Origin of the sequence: Vogesella urethralis (assembly GCF_007644045.2) — a bacterium.
GTDB classification, from domain to species: Bacteria; Pseudomonadota; Gammaproteobacteria; order Burkholderiales; family Chromobacteriaceae; genus Vogesella; species Vogesella urethralis.
On sequence record NZ_VMDW02000076.1, the window covers coordinates 94,719 to 114,089 of the forward strand.

General features: G+C 64.5%; 19 protein-coding genes. 13 read left to right on the plus strand and 6 right to left on the minus strand.

Translation table 11 applies throughout. From position 1 onward, the window contains the following. Positions 1 to 182 precede the first annotated feature (182 nt). Both FLQ03_RS08450 and FLQ03_RS08455 read left to right on the plus strand, forming a co-directional pair. Positions 183 to 1,043, plus strand: a complete 861-nt coding sequence (locus FLQ03_RS08450; protein ID WP_206210901.1) for a MurR/RpiR family transcriptional regulator — start codon at positions 183 to 185, stop codon at positions 1,041 to 1,043. A gap of 198 nt (positions 1,044 to 1,241) precedes the next feature. After that, positions 1,242 to 2,999, plus strand: coding sequence for an S-layer homology domain-containing protein (locus tag FLQ03_RS08455; protein ID WP_206210902.1), 1,758 nt, complete (start codon positions 1,242 to 1,244; stop codon positions 2,997 to 2,999). 90 nt (positions 3,000 to 3,089) lie between these two features. On the opposite strand, the gene FLQ03_RS08460 is transcribed toward FLQ03_RS08455, so the two are convergent. From FLQ03_RS08460 to FLQ03_RS08475, 4 genes are read right to left on the minus strand one after another with little or no spacing between them, the layout of a single operon-like run. Then, positions 3,090 to 4,103: a TRAP transporter substrate-binding protein gene (locus FLQ03_RS08460; protein ID WP_144372441.1), complete on the minus strand. Its 1,014-nt coding sequence runs from the start codon at positions 4,101 to 4,103 to the stop codon at positions 3,090 to 3,092. A 49-nt stretch (positions 4,104 to 4,152) separates the two neighbouring features. Next, positions 4,153 to 5,430 carry a TRAP transporter large permease subunit gene (locus FLQ03_RS08465; protein ID WP_144372442.1) on the minus strand — a complete coding sequence of 426 codons (1,278 nt, stop codon included), beginning with the start codon at positions 5,428 to 5,430 and terminating at the stop codon, positions 4,153 to 4,155. Positions 5,431 to 5,440: 10 nt separating this feature from the next. Then, positions 5,441 to 5,956, minus strand: a complete 516-nt coding sequence (locus FLQ03_RS08470; RefSeq protein WP_144372443.1) for a TRAP transporter small permease — start codon at positions 5,954 to 5,956, stop codon at positions 5,441 to 5,443. Further along, positions 5,949 to 6,476 (minus strand): gluconokinase, encoded by a 528-nt coding sequence (locus FLQ03_RS08475; protein ID WP_240802230.1) that lies wholly within the window; start codon positions 6,474 to 6,476, stop codon positions 5,949 to 5,951. The genes FLQ03_RS08470 and FLQ03_RS08475 overlap by 8 nt, the downstream gene beginning before the upstream one ends. Positions 6,477 to 6,663: 187 nt before the next feature. Here FLQ03_RS08475 and gntR point away from each other — a divergent pair, with 187 nt between their 5' ends. The 4 genes from gntR (at position 6,664) to FLQ03_RS08495 (ending at position 11,355) form a co-directional block, all read left to right on the plus strand. After that, positions 6,664 to 7,683: an HTH-type transcriptional regulator GntR gene (gntR, locus tag FLQ03_RS08480; RefSeq protein ID WP_144372444.1), complete on the plus strand. Its 1,020-nt coding sequence runs from the start codon at positions 6,664 to 6,666 to the stop codon at positions 7,681 to 7,683. A 159-nt stretch (positions 7,684 to 7,842) separates the two neighbouring features. Next, positions 7,843 to 8,406 (plus strand): alkyl hydroperoxide reductase subunit C, encoded by a 564-nt coding sequence (gene ahpC / locus FLQ03_RS08485; protein WP_144372445.1) that lies wholly within the window; start codon positions 7,843 to 7,845, stop codon positions 8,404 to 8,406. A 183-nt stretch (positions 8,407 to 8,589) separates the two neighbouring features. Then, positions 8,590 to 10,164, plus strand: coding sequence for an alkyl hydroperoxide reductase subunit F (gene ahpF, locus FLQ03_RS08490; protein ID WP_144372446.1), 1,575 nt, complete (start codon positions 8,590 to 8,592; stop codon positions 10,162 to 10,164). A gap of 192 nt (positions 10,165 to 10,356) precedes the next feature. After that, on the plus strand, positions 10,357 to 11,355 hold the full coding sequence (locus tag FLQ03_RS08495) for a sulfate ABC transporter substrate-binding protein (RefSeq protein WP_144372447.1): 999 nt from the start codon (positions 10,357 to 10,359) through the stop codon (positions 11,353 to 11,355). 91 nt (positions 11,356 to 11,446) lie between these two features. On the opposite strand, the gene FLQ03_RS08500 is transcribed toward FLQ03_RS08495, so the two are convergent. After that, positions 11,447 to 12,343, minus strand: coding sequence for an EAL domain-containing protein (locus FLQ03_RS08500; protein ID WP_144372448.1), 897 nt, complete (start codon positions 12,341 to 12,343; stop codon positions 11,447 to 11,449). A gap of 258 nt (positions 12,344 to 12,601) precedes the next feature. Between FLQ03_RS08500 and tauA the strand changes: the two genes are divergently transcribed. From tauA to tauD, 4 genes are read left to right on the plus strand one after another with little or no spacing between them, the layout of a single operon-like run. Next, positions 12,602 to 13,582, plus strand: coding sequence for a taurine ABC transporter substrate-binding protein (tauA, locus tag FLQ03_RS08505; RefSeq protein ID WP_144372449.1), 981 nt, complete (start codon positions 12,602 to 12,604; stop codon positions 13,580 to 13,582). Positions 13,583 to 13,595: 13 nt separating this feature from the next. Next, complete coding sequence (gene tauB, locus FLQ03_RS08510) at positions 13,596 to 14,378, plus strand: taurine ABC transporter ATP-binding subunit (RefSeq protein ID WP_144372450.1); 783 nt, start codon at positions 13,596 to 13,598, stop codon at positions 14,376 to 14,378. Next, positions 14,378 to 15,214 (plus strand): taurine ABC transporter permease TauC, encoded by an 837-nt coding sequence (gene tauC, locus FLQ03_RS08515; protein WP_144372451.1) that lies wholly within the window; start codon positions 14,378 to 14,380, stop codon positions 15,212 to 15,214. Before tauB ends, tauC begins: the two co-directional genes overlap by 1 nt. Positions 15,215 to 15,223: 9 nt before the next feature. Then, positions 15,224 to 16,057, plus strand: a complete 834-nt coding sequence (gene tauD, locus FLQ03_RS08520; protein WP_144372452.1) for a taurine dioxygenase — start codon at positions 15,224 to 15,226, stop codon at positions 16,055 to 16,057. A 12-nt stretch (positions 16,058 to 16,069) separates the two neighbouring features. Here the strand turns inward: tauD and FLQ03_RS08525 are convergent, their stop codons facing one another. Then, positions 16,070 to 16,627 carry a lipocalin family protein gene (locus FLQ03_RS08525; protein ID WP_144372453.1) on the minus strand — a complete coding sequence of 186 codons (558 nt, stop codon included), beginning with the start codon at positions 16,625 to 16,627 and terminating at the stop codon, positions 16,070 to 16,072. A 180-nt stretch (positions 16,628 to 16,807) separates the two neighbouring features. Between FLQ03_RS08525 and FLQ03_RS08530 the strand changes: the two genes are divergently transcribed. From FLQ03_RS08530 to aptA, 3 genes are all read left to right on the plus strand, one after another. Continuing rightward, the gene (locus FLQ03_RS08530; protein ID WP_144372454.1) at positions 16,808 to 17,011 is read left to right on the plus strand and encodes a hypothetical protein; all 204 of its coding nucleotides are present in this window, start codon (positions 16,808 to 16,810) and stop codon (positions 17,009 to 17,011) included. 88 nt (positions 17,012 to 17,099) lie between these two features. After that, positions 17,100 to 17,849, plus strand: coding sequence for an SDR family oxidoreductase (locus tag FLQ03_RS08535; RefSeq protein ID WP_144372455.1), 750 nt, complete (start codon positions 17,100 to 17,102; stop codon positions 17,847 to 17,849). A gap of 163 nt (positions 17,850 to 18,012) precedes the next feature. Next, positions 18,013 to 19,353 (plus strand): omega-aminotransferase AptA, encoded by a 1,341-nt coding sequence (aptA, locus tag FLQ03_RS08540; RefSeq protein WP_144372456.1) that lies wholly within the window; start codon positions 18,013 to 18,015, stop codon positions 19,351 to 19,353. The last annotated feature ends 18 nt before the right edge of the window (positions 19,354 to 19,371 follow it).

The following is a 19,371-nucleotide window of genomic DNA, read 5'->3' on the forward strand; positions in this document are numbered from 1 at the left end:
TTCTCGCCTGCGCCTAAACCCACACCCGCCACCGTGGCCGGTGTGGGTTTGTCACGACAGCACCCCGCCATTGCGGGCAGCGCCGGCAGGCAATGCTTGCCGGCCATCGTTTTGATATGTAAATTTTCACAAACAAATTTTTGAAAATTTATATATCAATGCCAAACCCGCCCGTCTCCCCCGTGCTGGACCGCCTCAACGAGGCAATGCCCACGCTGACCCCGGCCCTGCGCAAGGTAGCCGGCTACCTGCTGCGCCACCCGCTGCTGGCCGCCACCCAGGGCATGGAGGCTTTGGCCGAGGCCGCCGACAGCTCGCCCGCCGCCGTCAACCGCCTGGCCAACGTGCTGGGCTACCAGGGTTTTACCGCGCTGCGCGCCGAGCTCACCGCCACCTTGCAAGCCGCGGTTTCGCCGGTAGCCAAACTGCGCCAGCAGCTGGAGCAGAACGAGGCCGGCCAGGCCGCTCCCGGGCTGTTTGCCTTTGCCAGCGACAACCTGCGCGCCGTGTCGCAGCAGATCAGCGCCACCGCCCTGAACGGTCTGGCCAGCCGCCTGTTGGCCGCACGCCGCGTCTACGTGCTGGGCTTTGGCAACAGCAGCTACCTGGCCGGGCTGGCCGCGGCCAACCTGTCGCCGTACTGCGATGCCATCCTGGCCAGCGCAGAGGGTGGCGCCGAGAACGCCGCCTACAAGCTGGCCAGTGCACAGCCGGGCGACGTGGTACTGGCGCTGAGCCTGCCGCGTTACTCGCGCGATACCGTGCAGCTGGCCGCCTTTGCCGCCGAACGCGGCGCCCAGGTGGTGGCGCTGACCGATTCGCCGGCGTCGCCATTGGCTGCGGTGTCCTCGCTGCAGTTCTACGTACCGTCCGAACACCCGGTGCTGTCCTCCTCGTCCACCGCCATGCTGGCGCTGATCGAGTGCCTGCTGGCACAAGTGATGCTGCGCCACGGCACCGCACTCAGCCTGAGCACCGCGCTGACCGAAGGCATGCTGGACTACCTCTACACCGACCTCGGCCCCGGCAACGGCCGCAGGTAAGCGTTCGCCGGTACGCCCGCGCGTGCCGGCAACCCGGGCCCAGCCCGGCGTTTCACCCAGCCACCGGCTGGCATAAAGCACGTGAACAATCACGGCAATGACTCATTGACTCGCAACAAGGTGTCCGCAACACGCCAGCTTGCGCCCCGGCCGACACGCCGGGGCGCCGGGCCGGTGCGCGCGGACGAGGAGAACGCATTGAAAGCAAACAGACTCACCGTGGCGCTGCTGCTGGCGCTGGCGGGTGCCGGCCTCTGCAACCAGGCACAGGCAGAAGGCCACCTGCTGGCCGTGGGCGGCATGCTGCGCGCCAGCAACGTGCCGGTGTACGCCAAGTTCGTGGAACTGGCCGGCGGCGCCCAGCAGGCTCGCATCGCCATCATGCCCACCGCCAGCGGCAGCCTGGGTTCCAGCCGCCGCTTCCGCGCCGAACTGGTAGCGATGGGGGTGCCGGAGGCGCGCATCAGCATCATCGACATCGACCGCAAGAACTACCAGAAAAACATGAACGACCCGGCAGTGCTGCAGCCGCTGGCCGACGCTACCGCGGTGTGGTTTGTCGGCGGCGACCAGTCGCGCATCGCGCGTGCACTGTTCAATACCGACGGCAGCCCGTCGCAAGCCTGGCACGCCATCCACGCCGTGAAGCAACGCGGCGGCGTGATCGGCGGCACCAGCGCCGGCGCCAGCATCCAGGGCAAGCAAATGCCCACCGCCTACGGCGTGGTGATGGATACGCTGGACTTTGGCCTGGGCCAGCGCGCCGACATGCGCGGCGTCAGCATCCTGCCCGGCGCCGGCTTTTTCGACGGCATCATCGACCAGCACCTGGACAAGCTGGAAGAAACCAGCAGCGGCCGGGTTGGCCGCATGGCCGCCTACCTCAGCGCGCGCGGCCTGGCCCGCGGCTACGGGCTGGACACCAATACCGCAATGTGGGTGAAGCCGGACGGTACGCTGGAAGTGCTGGGCGAAGGCTACCTGACGGTGATGGACGCCAGCGCGGCCAGCTATCAGAAAACGCTGTACGGCAGCCGCATCGGCAATGTGCGCCTCAGCATGCTGGGCAGCGGCGACCGCTACGACCCGGCTAACGGCACGCTGCAGCCGCGCGACGGCAAGGCCGCCATCGCTGCCGGCGACGCCTACCTCAACGGCAACAGCCTGATTGCCGACCTGTCGGCGGTCAACGCCGTCGGCCGCGCCGTGCTGTACGGCCTGGCCGACAACACCGCCCAGCGCCAGCAAGGGCTGATGGTGCGCTACAACCCGGCCAACGGTTACCACTACGGCTACCGCTTCAGTTTCAGCAAGGGCGAGCGCTTTGCCGCCTGGAGCAGCTTTGTCGATTCGCAGACCAACTACACCGTACGCGACATCCGGCTGGATATCGAACCGGTAGATGCCCGCCTGGGCGACCCGGCACGCACCACCCCCACCGACATCGCCCGCAGCCGCCAGCCGCAAGCGGTGAAGGCCGTGGTGTTCCGCGGCCTGATGACGACTGACGAGCAAGGCCGTTTCTGGCCGCAGCGGCCGGTAACGCGCGCCGAACTGGCCAATACGCTGCAGATGTTGCTGGGCGGCGAGCTGAACGCGAAGGAAGCGCCGGCGTTGAACGATCTCGCCGCCGACCACCCGCTGCGCGAGCAGATCGCCATCGTGGTGAGCCAGGGCTGGATGGGCGGCAGCGACCGCTTCTGGCCGGACGCGGCCATCACCCGTCAGGAGCTGGCGATAGCCACCCGCGCCATGTACGAAGGCTTCCAGCGCCAGAAACTGAGTGAACGCGCCACGCTGCAAGACGCCGGCGAACTGCAGGCCGGCTACGACGACGCCGCCGCGCAGGTGGTGGCAGCCGGGCTGCTGACGGCACCGGGCGGCCGCTTCAACGGCATGGGCAAGGTGACGCGGGACGAACTGGCGCAGCTGGTAGCGCGCATCGCCGGCCTGTAAGCCACGCCGCCTGCCGCCGTGGCCCCGGCAGGCAAACACCCCCCGTCTGCCAGCAGAACGGGGGGTGCTATGGCCAAGCTGCTGGCGGGTTTAGCGTGCCTGCGCCAGCGCGCCCTGCAGCGCCTTCAGCACCTCGCCGCCACCGTTGGCCGCAAAGCGGTCGAACGCCGGTTTGGCCTTGTCGCGCATGCGCTTGAGCTCGGCGTCGCTCACCTTGTTGATCTGCATGCCCTGCTGCGTCAGGAAGCTGACGCTGCGCATCGCCTCGGCGCGGGTATCCTTGCGCTCGAAGGCGCGCGACACCACGGCGGCATCCTGCAGGATCTTCTGCTCGTCACGCGACAGACCGTCCCACCATTTCTTGCTGACCGTCACCACCCACGGGCTGTAGACGTGCTTGGTAATGGACAGGTATTTCTGCACCTCGTAGAACTTGCTGGACTGGATGGTGTTCACCGGGTTTTCCTGGCCGTCCACCGCCCGCGTTTCCAGCGCGGTAAACAGCTCGGCAAAAGCCAGCGGCACCGCGTTGGCGCCAAAACTGTTGAACATGTCGATGTATACCGGGTTCTGCATCACGCGCAGCTTGATGCCCTGAAAATCCTCGAAGCGGGTAATCGGGCGCTTGGTGTTGGTCACGTTGCGAAAGCCGTTTTCCCAGTACGCCAGCCCCACCATGCCCTTGGCCGGCAGCCGCGCCAGCAACGACTGGCCGAATGCACCGTCCAGCACCTTGTCGGCCTCCTGCTCGTTGCTGAACAGGAACGGCAGGTCGTAGACGCCGAAATCCTTCTCCACGCCCACCAGTGTGGCGGTAGAGCCCACCATCATCTCCTGCGCGCCACCGATCAGCGCGTTCTGCATCTGCACGTCGTTGCCCAGCGTGGCCGAGGCAAAGCCTTTCACCTTCAGCTTGCCGCCGGAGCGCTTGGCCACTTCGTCGGCGAATACCTTCACCGCGCGGCCCTGGTTGCTGTCTTCGGCCAGGCCATAGCCAAAGCGGATCAGGCGCGGCTTGATATCGGCCGCCTGCACCAGCGGTGCGGCCAGGAAACCGGCGGCCAACAGGCCGGCCAGTACGGGTTTGAACAGCAGGGTTGTCATGGGTCTCTCCTTGATTTGTATTGTCACGACAGCAACGTTGGCCAACAGGCTAACGGAAGAACTTGGCCGGCACGGTCACCAGCTCGGGCACCGCCACCAGCAAAGCCAGCAGCGCCAAGTAAACGCCCAGGAAGGGCAGCACGCCACGGGTGGCGGTTTCCAGCGAAATGCGGGCAATGCCGCACACCACGTTCAGCACCGTGCACACCGGCGGGGTAATCAGGCCGATGGAGCCCACCAGGATGAACATCACGCCGAAGTAGGTGGGGTCGATGCCGGCTTGCAGCACCAGCGGCATCATCACCGGGCCCAGCACCAGGATGGTGGGGGTCAGGTCCATCACGATGCCCACGAGCAACAGCAGCAGCATCATGGCGGCCATCAGCAGGCGCGGTTGCTCCATCAACGGCCCCAGCATCTGGCCGATCTGCGCCGGCAGGTCGGCCAGCGTGATCATGTACGACGACACCATGGCCGCCGCACACAAGAACATCACGGTGGCGGTGGTACGGGCGGCGTGCACGAACACCGGCTGCAGCGCCGGCAGCTTCAGCTCGCGGTAAACCAGCAAGCTCACCAGCAGCGAATACACCGCCGCCACCACCGCGGCCTCGGTCGGCGTGAACACGCCGAATTTCAGGCCGCCAATAATGATCACCGGCAACATCAGCGCCCAGATGCCGTCCAGCAAGGCGTGGCGGCGCTGCGCCCAGCTCTGGCGCGGCTGCGGTTTTACCTGCATGCCGCGCGACACCCACAGCCAGGTAATGATCAGCCCCACGCCCATCAGCAGGCCGGGCACGATGCCGGCCAGGAACAGCGCGGTAATCGAGGTATTGGTGGTGACGCCGAAAATGATGAACGGCATGCTGGGCGGAATGATCGGCGCGATGATGCCTCCGGAGGCGATCAGGCCGGAGGCGCGGCCAACCGGGTAGCCGTTGTCGCGCATCATCGGAATCAGCAAGGTGGCCAGCGCGGCGGTATCGGCGATGGCGGAGCCGGACAGGCTGGCCAGCAGTACCGAGGCGGCAATGGCCACAAAGCCCAGCCCGCCCTGGATATGGCCGACAAAGGCCACCGCCAGGTTGATGATGCGGCGCGAAATGCCGCCGGCGTTCATCAGCTCGCCGGCCAATATAAAGAACGGCACCGCCATCAGCGGAAAGCTGTCGGCCCCGGACAGCAGGTTCTGCGCGATCAGCTGGGCGTCGAAAAAGTCCAGGTGAAACATCAGCGCTACCCCGGTCAGGATCAGCGCGAAAGCCACCGGCATGCCCAGGGCCATGCCGGCAAACAGTACAGACAGAAAGATTGCGATGGTCATCGGGTGTCCTTTACAGATCCTGGCCGCCGGCGGCGTCGGGGTTGCCCGGAATATGGGCCTGCGGGTGGCCCAGCAGGATACGCAGCAGGTTCAGGCCCAAGAGCAGCAGCATGGCTACCGCGCACAGCAGGCCGGCGCCGGAAAACAGCGCCATCGGGAAGCCCAGCACCGTGGAATAGGTTTGCAGGCCGATTAAGGTCTGCTGCCAGCTGCCTTGCAGGAACAGCACCAGCACGTACAGCATCAGGCCGTGGCTGAGCAGCGCGCACAGGCGGCGCCAGCGCGGGGCCAGCCTGGCCTGTACCATTTCCACGCCCAGGTGCGCGTGCTGGCGCGTGGCCAGGATGGCGCCCAGAAAGACCAGCCACACGAACATCAGCCGCGACACTTCTTCGGCCGAGGCAATGCCCGAGTCGAACACGTAGCGCAGCACCACATTGCCGAACACCAACAGCACCATGACTGCCAGCGCCAGTGCCAGCAGCCATTCGATCACCCGCTCGCAGCGGGACAGCAGCTTATGCATGGGAACTCCTTGTATGTGCCGTCAGGCGCGCTACCACGCCGGCTACCAGCTCGGCCACCGGCAGACGAATGTCGGCCTCGATGGCGCCCTCTTCCGCCAGCGGCGGCTCCAGGTCGGCCAGCTGGCTGTCGATCAGTGCCAGCGGCATGAAATGGCCCTGACGGGCACGCATGCGGGCCTCAATCAGCGCGCGCTCGCCCTTCAGGTACACAAAGGCCAGGCCGGGGCAGCCGTCGCGCAGCAGGTCGCGGTAGCGGCGCTTCAGCGCCGAACAGGACAACACCACGCCCTCCCCGGCGGCCACCGCCTGCTGCAGCTGGCCGCGCAGCGCCTGCAGCCACTGGCCGCGATCGTCATCGGTCAGCGGGATGCCGGCTTCCATCCGCGCCACATTGGCCGGCGGGTGAAAATCGTCTCCCTCCACAAAGCGCGCGCCCAGCGCGGTGGCCAGCACGCGGCCAACCTCGCTCTTGCCGCTGCCGCATACGCCCATCACTACCAGCATGGTTTGCATTGTCATGTTAGCGTTAACATTTCGAGATCATAAAAATGCCACCGCAGTGGCCCTGCCGCACGTCAGCCGCTGGCTGGCGTTTGGCCGGATGCAAAGTTAGCGCTAACATAACCCCCTGTAAAGCAGATTTGATCGTGCAGCGCAGCAAACTCTGCGCTCCCGACATCCACCACCTCCCGCTAGAATGAGCGCCATGACAGACCGCAAACCCCGCGCCGGCCAGAGCCGCGTCACCCTGAACGATGTTGCCGCCCACGTTGGCGTCAGCGCCATTACCATCTCCCGCGCGCTCAACAAGCCGGCGCTGGTTACCGACAGCCTGCGCCAACGCATAGACGACGCCGTGCGCCAGCTGGGCTACGTGCCCAACCGTGCCGCCCGCTCGCTGGCGTCGGCGCGCTCGCACAGCGTGGTGGTACTGGTACCGTCGCTGTCCAACGCGGTGTTTGTCGATACCCTGGCCGCCATCCACGACACCCTGTACCCGCGCGGCTACCAGACGCTGATCGGCGACACCCGCTACGCGCCGCAAGACGAAGAAACGCTGCTGCGCACCTATCTGGAATACAACCCGGACGGCATCCTGCTGACCGGTTTCGACCAGAACGACGCCGCCAGCACCCTGTTGCGCAGTGCCGACATTCCCACCGTGCACATGATGGAGCTGGACGATAGCGGCCGTTACTGCGTGGGCTTTTCGCAGTTCGACAGCGGCTACGCGCTGACCCGCCAGCTACTGGACAAAGGCTACCGCCGCATCGGTTTTCTGGCTGCGCAGCTGGACCCTCGCACCATCAAGCGCGGCGAAGGCTACCGCGCCGCACTGCGCGAAGCCGGCCTGTACCAGCCGCACCGCGAAATTGCCGAGGCGCAGCCCTCCTCTGTGGGCCAAGGGGCGCGGCTGCTGGACGAGCTGCTACGCCAGGCGCCGGACTGCGACGCCATCTTCTGCAACAACGACGACCTGGCGCTGGGGGTGATGTTCGAGTGCCAGCGCCGCCACATTGCCGTACCGGAGCAACTGGCCATCGCCGGCTTCAACAACCTGGAGATGTCGGCGTGGACCAACCCGGCGCTGACCACCGTGGCCACCCCGCGCTACGCCATCGGCGCCGCAGCGGCCAACATGCTGCTGACGCTGATGGCCGGCGAACAACCGGCACAGCCACAGCAAGACCTGGGTTTCCAACTGCTGCTGCGCGGCAGCACCTGAACGTGGCCGCCCCGTTGGCCGCAGCTTGCTACGGTCGGCGCTCACATCATTGCAAATAACTAACAAAACCAGAAAAACATTCAATTGGATCAATAACAGCAGCTTCGGCACAATCCTGTTCATTGCAGTTCACCCCCTCACTGAACCAAGGAGCCGAGCATGTCCATCATCAATAGCCAGATCAAACCGTTCGCCAGCAAAGCCTTCCACAACGGCCAGTTCATCGACGTGACTGACCAGACCCTGCTGGGCAAATGGTCCGTCGTGTTCTTCTACCCGGCCGACTTCACCTTCGTGTGCCCGACCGAACTGGGCGACCTGGCCGACCTGTACCCGGAATTCCAAAAACTGGGCGTGGAAATCTACTCGGTGTCCACCGACACCCACTTCACCCACAAGGCCTGGCACGACACCTCCGACACCATCAAGAAGATCCAGTACCCGATGCTGGCTGACCCGACCCACCTGATCTCGCGCAACTTCGGCGTGCTGATCGAGGAAGCCGGCCTGGCCGACCGCGGCACCTTCGTGATCGACCCGGAAGGCAAGATCCAGATCGTTGAAATCAACGCCGGTGGCGTGGGCCGCGACGCTGCCGAGCTGCTGCGCAAAGTGAAAGCCGCCCAGTATGTGGCCGCCCACCCGGGCGAAGTGTGCCCGGCCAAGTGGAAAGAAGGCGACGCCACCCTGGCACCGTCGCTGGACCTGGTCGGCAAGATCTAATCGCCCACCACGCTGCCGCCCGCAGGCTGGCAGCTCAGCAGTTTGACGAGGTTGGCCGGCCTCTCCCGGCTAGCCTCGCCCCCACCCGACATTCATTGCCGGGTGCCCCGGAAAGCGGCCTTGCGGCCAACCTTTGCCTCGCCAAAGCCGCTTTCCCGGGTACCCGTTACCAAGGAGCACACCATGCTGGACGCCAACATCAAGACCCAACTGCAAACCTACCTCGCCAACCTGCAACACCCGATCGAGCTGGTCGCCAGCCTGGGCGGCGGCGCCAAAGACGAGGAAGTACGCGGCCTGCTGGCCGACATCGCCAGCCTGTCCGATAAGGTGAGCGCCCGTTTCGACGGCAACAACGCCCGCCAGCCGTCGTTCAGCGTTGGTCGCACCGGCGACGCCGCGCCGCGCGTGCAGTTTGCCGGCGTGCCGATGGGCCACGAGTTCACCTCGCTGGTACTGGCGCTGCTGCAAGTGGGCGGCCACCCGTCCAAAGCCGGCCAGGAACTGATCCAGCAAGTGAAAGACCTGCAGGGTGAGTTCACCTTCGAAACCTACATCTCGCTGTCGTGCCAGAACTGCCCGGACGTAGTACAGGCGCTGAACCTGATGGCGGTGCTGAACCCCGCCATCCGCCACACCATGATCGACGGCGCGCTATTCCAGGCCGAGGTCAACGACCGCCAGATCATGTCGGTGCCCACCGTGTACCTGAACGGTGAGGTGTTCGGCCAGGGCCGCATGGGGCTGGAAGAAATCGTCGCCAAGCTCGACACCGGCGCCGCCGCCCGCGACGCCGAAAAACTGGCACAGAAAGACGCCTTCGACGTGCTGGTGGTCGGCGGTGGCCCGGCCGGCGCCGCTGCCGCCATCTACGCCGCCCGCAAAGGCATCCGCACCGGCGTGGTAGCCGAACGCTTCGGCGGTCAGGTGCTGGACACCCTGGGTATCGAAAACTTCATCTCGGTAAAAGAAACCGAAGGCCCGAAACTGGCGATGGCGCTGGAGCAGCACGTCAAGGAATACGACGTGGACGTGATGAACCTGCAACGCGCCAGCAAGCTGATCGCCGCCAGCGAAAGCAGCAGCGGCCTCACCGAAGTGCAGCTGCACAACGGTGCCACGCTGAAAGCCAAGTCGGTCATCATCGCCACCGGCGCCCGCTGGCGCGAAATGAACGTGCCGGGCGAGCAGCAATACCGCAACAAAGGCGTGGCCTACTGCCCGCACTGCGACGGCCCGCTGTTCAAAGGCAAGCGCGTCGCCGTTATTGGCGGTGGCAACTCCGGCGTGGAAGCCGCCATCGACCTGGCCGGCATCGTGTCGCACGTTACCCTGCTGGAATTCGGCGACGCCATGCGCGCCGACGCCGTGCTGCAGAACAAGCTGCGCAGCCTGCCCAACGTCACCGTGATCCTGCAAGCCCAAACCACCGAAGTCACCGGTGACGGCAGCAAGGTGAACGGCCTGCGCTACACCGACCGCGTCAGCGGCGAAGCACGCCACATCGAGCTGGAAGGCATCTTCGTGCAGATCGGCCTGCTGCCCAATACCGACTGGCTCAAAGGCAGCATCGAGCTGAGCAGCCGCGGCGAGATCATTACCGGCCGCCACCAAGACACCAGTGTGGCCGGCGTATTCGCCGCCGGTGACGTCACCGACGTGCCGTACAAGCAGATCATCATCGCGATGGGTGAAGGCGCCAAAGCCGCGCTGGGCGCGTTCGACCACCTGATCCGCAGCAGCGCACCGGCCGCCTGAGCCCTCACTGTGTAAAGCCTCCTTGGGCGCCCCGTGGTGTGACCACCCGGGGCGTTTTTTTATGGTCTTACGCCCGCGTATCCCGTGGCACAGCGGTCTTTGCCAATCCATCGATATGCAAAGCAGTTTTTCTTGTTTCGAGGCGAGCATGCGCATCCGTAGACTGGTGGTTCACCAATCCAGGAGTACACCATGACGCTACGCCGCTCGCTGGCCAGCCTGCTGCTGGTATCGCTGTTATCGCCACTGGCCGTGGCCGACGTCAGCTTGCTGAACGTGTCTTACGACCCTACCCGCGAGCTATACCAAGACTTCAACGTGGCTTTTGCCAAATACTGGAAAGCCAAAACCGGCGAAACCGTCACCGTCAAGCAGTCGCATGGTGGCTCCGGCAAGCAGGCACGCTCGGTCATTGATGGCCTGGAAGCCGACGTGGTGACGCTGGCGTTGTCCAACGATATCGACGAGCTGCACAAGAATGGCGGCCTGGTGCCGGCCAACTGGCAAAGCCGCCAGCCACATAACAGCACGCCGTACACCTCCACCATCGTACTGCTGGTACGCAAGGGCAACCCGAAAGCGATCAAGGACTGGAACGACCTGGCCCGTCCGGGCGTAGAGGTCATCGCGCCTAACCCGAAAACCGGTGGTGGTGCACGCTGGAACTACCTGGCGGCCTGGGGCTACGCGCTGAAGCAGCCGAGCGGCAATGACGCCAGCGCCCGCGAACTGGTGAAAAAGATCTACCAGAACGTCAAAGTGCTGGATTCTGGCGCCCGCGGCTCGCTGGTGAGCTTTGCACAGCGCGGCATTGGCGACGTACTGATCTCGTGGGAAAACGAAGCCTATCTGGCCACCAAGGAGCTGGGCCCGGACAAGTTCGACATCGTGGTACCGTCCATTTCCATCCTGGCCGAACCGCCGGTGAGCGTGGTGGACAAGGTGGTAGACAAGCGCGGCACGCGCAAGGTGGCCGAGGCCTACCTGCAGTATCTGTACAGCCCGGAAGGCCAAGAGTTGGCCGCAGCCAACTATTACCGCCCGTGCGACCCGAAAGTAGCGGCCAAATACGCTGGCAAGTTTGCCAAAGTGAAACTGTTTACCATCGACCAGGTTTTTGGTGGCTGGGCCAAGGCGCAAAAAGTGCATTTTGACGATGGTGCCATTTTCGATCAGATCATTACCCGCTAATACACCGCGGCAGCCCCTTACCGGGCTGCCGATAAAACAAACCCGTCAGGCCTTTTTATGGCTGACGGGTTTATTTGATTGTGGTGGGGAATTAACCCAGCAGCGCGATATCGCTACTCCCCGGCTCGCGGATAGTGAGGGTAATGGGCGCTTCGTTGGCCGCCAGTTGCTGCGCCACCCACTGCCCGGCATAAAAGCGGGCCCCCATTTGCCGGGCAATGCCCAGCATATTGCCGCAGACGATTTCCTCTACCCCCAGCACATAGCCCTGCTCTACCAGCTGTGGCATCAGCTGCAGCAATTGCTCGCGCACCTGCGGGTACATAATGGCGCGCCGGATGAAACGCGGTGCCAGGCAGACAAAGTCCGGCTCCAGCAACCATAACCGGTGCAGGTCATGCGGGCTTTCGCCAAAGCCGCCCAGCCCTACCTGATGGGCGTGCTCGCGGTAACGCTGCATCAGCGCGCGGCCAACGTCGGTGGTATCGCGGTCGATGAACAGTAAAAACAGCACCTGGCTGCTGGCCAGGCCCAGGCCTTGCAGCAGCTGGGTAGTGAAGTCGACGATGCGGTCGCTGAAGGCGTGGCAGATGCGCGGGTCGAGGTCGATACGTAGCGGTAGCGCCCGACCGTTGCGGCCCAGATGATTGAGCAGATGCAGGATACGGATCAGCTTCAGCAGCGCCACCGCCTTGCTTTCGGCGTAGTTCATGGCGAACAGCCAGTCGGCAGGCAAGGTCTGGCCGAACTGGCCGTGAATGCGCAGCCGTGCCGCCATATACACCGCCTGGTAGCCATCGGCCTGCGGCTGCGCCACCGGGAAAAACTCGCTGGTGAGCCACCAGCCGTCAAAAGCCGCAAACACCTCGCGATCATTCCAGCCCAGCCGATGGCCACCCGGCTGATTGGCCAGCAAGGTCTGACAGTACTGCAGTAATGCCGGATCAAAACCGGCCGGCACCACTTTGCTTTGTTTAAAGCGTTTCATTCTAGGTATTCAATAAGCGCGCAATGCACCCACTGTAGGCGCTTTTATCCATAGCCTATATAAGCAATTCCGATAAGTTCTGCGCCAATAAGAAAATCCGGCATTTTATCTTTGGAAAACAAGCCACTGCACCTTATTCAAATACCTGGATAGCTTTATAAAAAAGCATAGATATCGATTGCCGCATTCCTTATTTCCAGCCGCGCTGGCTTTTCTTTTTAATGGTGCCATCACACCAGCACACACAAGGATATTGCCATGACCCGCCCGACCCTCACCGCGCTATTCGTTTCGCTTGCCTTTGCTTCCGGCCTGGCCGTGGCCGAAGACGTTACCATCGCATACCAGACCGGCGTCGACCCTTCCAAGGTGCCGCAAGCCAATGGCGAGTACGAGAAAGCCACCGGCGCCAAGATCAACTGGCGTAAGTTTGAAAGCGGTGCCGAAGTGGTGGCGGCCGTGGCGTCCGGCGACGTGCCGATCGGCAATATCGGCAGCAGCCCGCTGGCCGCCGCCGCCAGCCGTGGCCTGCCGATCCAGACCTTCCTGATCACCGGCGTCATCGGCGAATCCGAAGCACTGGTGGTACGCAATGGCAGCAATATCAACAAGCCGGCCGACCTGATCGGCAAAAAGGTGGCCGTACCGTACGTATCCACCACCCACTACAGCCTGCTCGCCGCGCTGAAACACTGGAAGGTGGACGCCAGCAAGGTGAACATCCTCAACCTGCGCCCCAGCGAGATTGCTGCCGCCTGGCAGCGTGGCGACATCGACGCCGCCTATGTGTGGGACCCGGCACTGGGCAAGGTGAAAGCCAGCGGCAAGGTGCTGACCAGCTCGGCCGAAGTCAGCAAATGGGGCGCTCCCACTTACGACCTGTGGATCGTGCGCAAGGATTTTGCCGAGAAAAATCCTAACTTCCTGAAGCAGTTCGCCAAGGTCACCGGCGCGGCGTTCGACCGCTACAACAAAGACCCGAAAGCGTTTGCCAATGATGCGGCCAACGTCGAGAAGATCGCCCGCCTCACCGGCAGCAAACCGGAAGAAGTGGCCGCCTTGCTGCCGGGCAACAAATACCCGTCGCTGAAAGAGCAAAGCGCGCTGCTGCAAAAACCGTTCGTGAAAGCGGTGGCCGATACCGCCGCCTTCCTGAAGTCGCAAGGCAAGGTAGACAGCCTGCAGCCGGATTACACCCCGTTTGTGACCAACCAGTTCGTCACTGCGGCGCAAAAGTAAGCGGGGAACCGGCATGAGCCTGCTACAAGCACACAATCTGGGGGTGACCTACCCCGGTCAGGCCAGCCCGGCGCTGCAGCACGTGTCGCTGCAGCTGGGCGAAGGCGATCTGGTGGTGGCGCTGGGGCCGTCCGGCTGCGGCAAGTCCACATTATTGGGCGTGCTGGCAGGCTTTATCGCCCCCAGCGAAGGCAGCGTCAGCTTTGACGGCCAGCCGGTACAGGCGCCAGGGGTAGAGCGCGCCGTGGTATTCCAGCACGACGCGCTGCTGCCGTGGCTGAACGTGGCCGACAACGTGGCCTTTGGCCTGAAGCTGCAAGGCGTGGACAAGGCCCGGCGCGAGCGCGTGGTCGCCGACACACTGCAGCTGGTGGGCCTGGCCGAGGTTGGCCGCAAGCACACCTGGCAGCTGTCTGGCGGCATGCGCCAGCGCGTAGGCATTGCTCGCGCCATTGCCAGCCAGAGCAAGATTTTGCTGATGGACGAGCCGTTCGGCGCGCTGGACGCCTTTACCCGTGAGCAAATGCAGCAACTGCTGCTATCGGTGTGGCAGCACGCCGGGCGCGGCATCTTCCTGATTACCCACGACATCGAGGAAGCGCTGTTTCTGGCCACCGAGCTGGTGCTGATGTCGCCCGGCCCCGGCCGCATCGTGCAGCGCTTGCGCCCCGGTTTCAGCCAGCGCTACCGCGACGGCGAGGACGTGCGCGCCATCAAGTCCGACCCGGCCTTTATCGCCCTGCGCGAGCAACTGCTGCGCAGCCTGTTTGCCCAACGCCAAGCGGAGGCCGCCTGATGTCTGCCAACGACCCTGCCCTGATTCGTATCCCCGATACGCTGCCGGCCGGCCAGCGCCCGCGCCGCCCGCTTTCCCCCACGCAATGGAGCCTGATCAGCATCGGCAGCATTACCCTGCTGTGGTGGGCGATTACCGCCAGTGGCCTGGTGCCGGCGCTGTTCCTGCCGCCCCCCGGCGATGTGTTGGCCAAATTCGGCACCCTGATCAGCAGCGGCTATATGGACGCGACACTGCAGCAACACCTGTGGGCCAGCTTGCAACGCATCGTGCTGGCGCTGTTGGCCGCCGTGGCAGTGGGCATTCCGCTGGGCATCGCCATTGGCACCACCCCGCGCGTACGCCACCTGCTGGACCCGCTGATCGAGTTCTACCGCCCGCTGCCGCCCTTGGCCTACCTGCCGCTGATCGTAATCTGGTTCGGTATTGGCGAGCTGTCGAAGGTATTGCTGATTTTCCTGGCCATTCTGGCGCCGGTGCTGATTGCCACCGCCCACGGTGTGGGCAGCGTCAGCACCGTACGTCAGCAAGCCGCGCTGTCGCTGGGTGCCAGCCGCGGCCAACTGCTGCGCTACGTGATTTTGCCCGGTGCCCTGCCCGATATCCTCACCGGCATCCGCATCGGCCTGGGCGCCGGCTGGAGCACGCTGGTAGCCGCCGAACTGATCGCCGCTACCCGTGGCCTGGGTTTCATGATCCAGTCCGCCGCGCAGTTTCTGGTTACCGACGTGGTGGTGCTGGGCATCATCGTCATCGCCCTGGTGGCCTTTGCGCTGGAGCTGGGCCTGCGCCGCCTGCAGCGTCGCCTTACCCCCTGGCACGGCCAGACCCATTAAGGAGTAGTCATGAGCTTGCGCTTTACCCGCCTCAGCCCGGCGCTGGGGGCCATTGTGGAAGGTTTTGACCTTGCCACCCCGCTAAACGATGAACTGCGCCAGCGCATTAGCGATGCCCTGCTGCAGCACCAGGTGCTGTTCTTCCGTGGCCAGGACGTCAGCCCGCAGCAGCAGCGCGATTTTGCCGCCTGGTTTGGCGACCTGCACATCCACCCGCTGTACCCGAAGATCGACGACACACCGCAGATCATGGTGCTGGACACCGCGCTGAACGACCTGCGTGACAACGCCATCTGGCATACCGACGTTACCTTTATCGACACCCCGCCGCTGGGCTCGGTACTGGTGGCGCGCAAGCTGCCCGAGTACGGCGGCGATACGCTGTGGGCCAGCGGCACCGCCGCCTGGCGCGGGCTGTCGCCCTACTTCCAGCAGCTGCTGGACGGCCTGACCGCCACGCACGATTTCACCAAATCGTTCCCGCTGTCGCGCTTTGGCAATACGCCGGAAGCGCTGGCCAACTACGAGGAAACGCGCCGCAAGACACCGCCGGTGGTGCACCCGGTGATCCGTACCCACCCGGTAAGCGGTGAAAAGGCGCTGTTCGTCAGCGACGGCTTTACCACCCACATCAACGAGCTGGAGCCGGCAGAAAGTCAGGCCGTGCTGCAGTTCCTGTTTGCCCACTTTGCCAAGCCGGAATACAGCGTGCGCTGGCGCTGGCAGCCGGGCGACGTGGCATTCTGGGACAACCGCGTCACCCAGCATTACGCGGTGGACGACTACCGCCCGGCGCACCGCATCATGCACCGCGCCACCATTCTGGGCGACAAGCCGTTCTAGCGTTAGCTGGCCCTAGTTGGCCGCCGCGGCGTCGTCAGCACGCTGCTGGCTGACCCAGATCAGCTTGTCGGTATCAAAACCCAGCCCCCGCGCCTGCGCCAGCAGGCGCGTTTTCACGTCTTGCGGCAGCTGGCGGTCGCGAGCCAGCAGCCATAAATAGCTGCGGTCGTTGCCCGCCACCATCGCCCAGCGGTAGGCAGGGTCTAGCGCCACCACGTGGTAGCCGCCATAAAACGGGCCGAAAAACGACACCTTCAGCGAAGCGGTGGCCGGGTCGGCATTGAAATACGCCCGCCCCAGCGCCTGCTGCCAGCGGCCGCTGGCGGTATCAAAGCCACGGTTCAGCACCGCTACGCTGCCGTCAGCCTGCGGCGTGTAAGTGGCACGCACATCGCTCATGCCGCGCTCGAAGCGGTGGTCTAGCCGCGCAATCTCGTACCACTGCCCGCTGTAACGCTGCAGCTCAAAACCGCTTACCGGCTGGATGCCGGGCGGGGGCAAGGTGCTGCACGCAGTCAGCGTCCAGGCCAGGCTGGCCAGCAGCAGAAAGTGGCGACGTCGGATCGGCATGATGGAGGGCTCCTGTTGGCGATGGTTGGCCGCACCCGGCCAAGCCGGGTACCGCAGCCATGCAGCATGGGGGCAAGGCCGGCAAAGCTCAATGGCTACCAGGCTGACACAATCTGGCTACAAAACCGCACAGCGGTGTGCGTTATGCTTAAACCCTTGATTACATGAAGGAGTGTCAGCATGGTACTGGGTGCTGTCGGATCATTCATCAGTTCGGTAGGCGGCGCGGCGCTGAAAGCCGGTGCCGCCATGGCAGAGGAAGCCGCACTGATCGTGGAGGCCCACCCCACCGCAGCGCTGATTGCGGCGGGGGTAGCCGGTTACGAAATCTACAAGGCCAACAACCCGGATCACCTGGGCAATAACGTCGATACCAAGGCCTGAAACCGCGGCCGCGCAGTGCGCAAGAATCGGGCTGCCCGGCAGCGGGCGGCCCACTACAGTGGCCCTGTCCCTCACCCAGGAGCCACCCATGACATTGCTACAAGACCAGGTTGCCATCATTACCGGCGCCTCTGCCGGTATCGGCGCCGCCACCGCCCGCTTGCTCAGCGCCCACGGCGCCGCCGTGGTGCTGAATGCCCGCCACCCGGCCGCGCTGCACGCGCTGGCCGCCGCCATCGAGGCCGACGGCGGCCGTGCTTGCGTGGTAGCTGGCGACGTCACCGATGCCGATACCCACCAGCGCTGCGTGGACGTCGCGCTGCAACACTTCGGCGGGCTGGACATCGCCGTCAACAACGCCGGCAGTACCGGCGCCATCCGCCCGCTGGCCGAGCTGTCTGCCGCCGAATGGGACGCCACGCTGCAAAGCAACCTCGGCGCCGCCTTTCTGGCGGCACGGGCGCAGATTCCGGCGCTGCTGCAACGCGGCGCCGGCGCGATGGTGTTTACCAGCAGCTTTGTCGGCAGCAGCGTCGGCTTGCCGGGCATGGCGGCCTACGGCGCGGCCAAGGCCGGCTTGATGGGGCTGGTGAAAGGCATTACCGCCGATTACGCGGCGCAGGGCATACGCGCCAACGCGGTGCTGCCCGGCGGCACGCTGACCGCGATGGCCGGCGACGAGGCGCAACAGGCGTGGGCAGCCGGCCTGCACGCGATGAAGCGGCTGGCGCAGCCGGAAGAGATTGCCGCCGCCATCCTGTTCCTGGCCAGCCCGCTGGCCAGCTTTGTGGCCGGCTCGGCACTGTATGCCGACGGTGGCAACGCGGCAGTGAAGTAAGCCTGCGCTGTTCGATGGATAAGGTTGGCCGCAGCGGGCGCGGCCAACCTTGCCTGACTTATACGTTAAAAAAACCAAACGTAAACGCAAAAGAGTTGTTATTTAATTAACGTAAATATTGGTGCATGCTGGTCTCATCCAACCGATGATGCCGGAGAAACCGATGACCACTTACGCCGTGCCCAGCCTCGACACCGAGCTGAAACTCGATAGCCAATGGATGCCGTTTTCGGCCAACCGTGCCTTCCAGCAAGACCCGCGCATCATCGTGGCGGCCGACGGCAACCACTTCATCGACGACAAGGGCCGCCGCATTTTCGATAGCCTGTCCGGCCTGTGGACCTGCGGCGCCGGCCATAACCGCAAGGAAATCCAGGAGGCGGTCGCCCGCCAGCTGGACACGCTGGACTACGCGCCCGGCTTCCAGTACGGCCACCCGCTGGCGTTCAAACTGGCCGAAAAAGTGGCCGACATCATGCCCGCCGGCATGGACCACGTGATGTTTACCGGCTCCGGCTCCGAGTGCGCCGACACCGCCGTCAAACTGGCCAAGGCCTACTGGCGCCTGAAGGGCCAGCCCACCAAAACCCGCATGATCGGCCGCGCCCGTGGCTACCACGGCGTCAACATCGGCGGCACTTCGCTGGGCGGCATCGGCGGTAACCGCAAGCTGTACGGCCAACTGATGGACGCCGACCACCTGCCGCACACGCTGCAGCCGGACCTGGCCTTCACCAAGGGCATGGCGGAAACCGGCGGCGTGGCGCTGGCCAACGAGCTGCTGAAGCTGATCGAACTGCACGACGCGTCCAATATCGCCGCCGTCATCGTGGAGCCGATGTCCGGCTCGGCCGGCGTCATCGTGCCGCCGCAGGGCTACCTGCAGCGCCTGCGCGAAATCTGCACCCAGCACAACATCCTGCTGATCTTCGACGAGGTGATTACCGCCTTCGGCCGCATGGGCAAGTGGACCGGTTCCGAGTACTTCGGCGTGACCCCGGACATCATCAATACCGCCAAACAGATCACCAACGGTGCCATTCCGCTGGGCGCGGTGGTGGCGTCCAACGAGATCTACCAGACCTTCATGCAGCAACAGCTGCCGCTGCACGCCATCGAATTCACCCATGGCTACACCTACTCCGGCCACCCGGTAGCCTGCGCCGCCGGCCTGGCCACGCTGGAGCTGCTGAAGAAAGACCAGCTGATCGAACAATCGGCCGCGCTGGCGCCGGTGTTCGAGGAAAAACTGCACGCACTGCGCGGCAGCAAGCACATCGTGGACATCCGCAACTGCGGGCTGGCCGGCGCGCTGCAGCTGGCGCCGCGCGACGGCGACGCCGCCATCCGTCCGTACGAGGCCGGCATCAAGCTGTGGCAGGCCGGTTTTTACGTGCGCTTCGGTGGCGACACGCTACAGTTCGGCCCCAGCTTCACGACCACGCCGGCGCAACTGGACACCCTGTTCAACGCCGTGGGCGACATCCTGAACCAGACTGCCTGAGCCCGGCAGCCACGCATA

Excerpts from the sequence above, each read along its gene's own strand:
- FLQ03_RS08475 (WP_240802230.1), bottom strand. The coding sequence starts at position 6,476 with ATGACAATGCAAACCATGCTGGTAGTGATGGGCGTATGCGGCAGCGGC.
- FLQ03_RS08460 (WP_144372441.1), bottom strand. The coding sequence starts at position 4,103 with ATGACAACCCTGCTGTTCAAACCCGTACTGGCCGGCCTGTTGGCCGCC.
- FLQ03_RS08465 (WP_144372442.1), bottom strand. The coding sequence starts at position 5,430 with ATGACCATCGCAATCTTTCTGTCTGTACTGTTTGCCGGCATGGCCCTG.
- ahpC (WP_144372445.1), top strand. The coding sequence starts at position 7,843 with ATGTCCATCATCAATAGCCAGATCAAACCGTTCGCCAGCAAAGCCTTC.
- tauD (WP_144372452.1), top strand. The coding sequence starts at position 15,224 with ATGAGCTTGCGCTTTACCCGCCTCAGCCCGGCGCTGGGGGCCATTGTG.
- FLQ03_RS08525 (WP_144372453.1), bottom strand. The coding sequence starts at position 16,627 with ATGCCGATCCGACGTCGCCACTTTCTGCTGCTGGCCAGCCTGGCCTGG.
- tauC (WP_144372451.1), top strand. The coding sequence starts at position 14,378 with ATGTCTGCCAACGACCCTGCCCTGATTCGTATCCCCGATACGCTGCCG.
- FLQ03_RS08470 (WP_144372443.1), bottom strand. The coding sequence starts at position 5,956 with ATGCATAAGCTGCTGTCCCGCTGCGAGCGGGTGATCGAATGGCTGCTG.
- tauB (WP_144372450.1), top strand. The coding sequence starts at position 13,596 with ATGAGCCTGCTACAAGCACACAATCTGGGGGTGACCTACCCCGGTCAG.
- FLQ03_RS08495 (WP_144372447.1), top strand. The coding sequence starts at position 10,357 with ATGACGCTACGCCGCTCGCTGGCCAGCCTGCTGCTGGTATCGCTGTTA.
- FLQ03_RS08530 (WP_144372454.1), top strand. The coding sequence starts at position 16,808 with ATGGTACTGGGTGCTGTCGGATCATTCATCAGTTCGGTAGGCGGCGCG.
- FLQ03_RS08500 (WP_144372448.1), bottom strand. The coding sequence starts at position 12,343 with ATGAAACGCTTTAAACAAAGCAAAGTGGTGCCGGCCGGTTTTGATCCG.
- ahpF (WP_144372446.1), top strand. The coding sequence starts at position 8,590 with ATGCTGGACGCCAACATCAAGACCCAACTGCAAACCTACCTCGCCAAC.
- aptA (WP_144372456.1), top strand. The coding sequence starts at position 18,013 with ATGACCACTTACGCCGTGCCCAGCCTCGACACCGAGCTGAAACTCGAT.
- tauA (WP_144372449.1), top strand. The coding sequence starts at position 12,602 with ATGACCCGCCCGACCCTCACCGCGCTATTCGTTTCGCTTGCCTTTGCT.
- gntR (WP_144372444.1), top strand. The coding sequence starts at position 6,664 with ATGACAGACCGCAAACCCCGCGCCGGCCAGAGCCGCGTCACCCTGAAC.
- FLQ03_RS08535 (WP_144372455.1), top strand. The coding sequence starts at position 17,100 with ATGACATTGCTACAAGACCAGGTTGCCATCATTACCGGCGCCTCTGCC.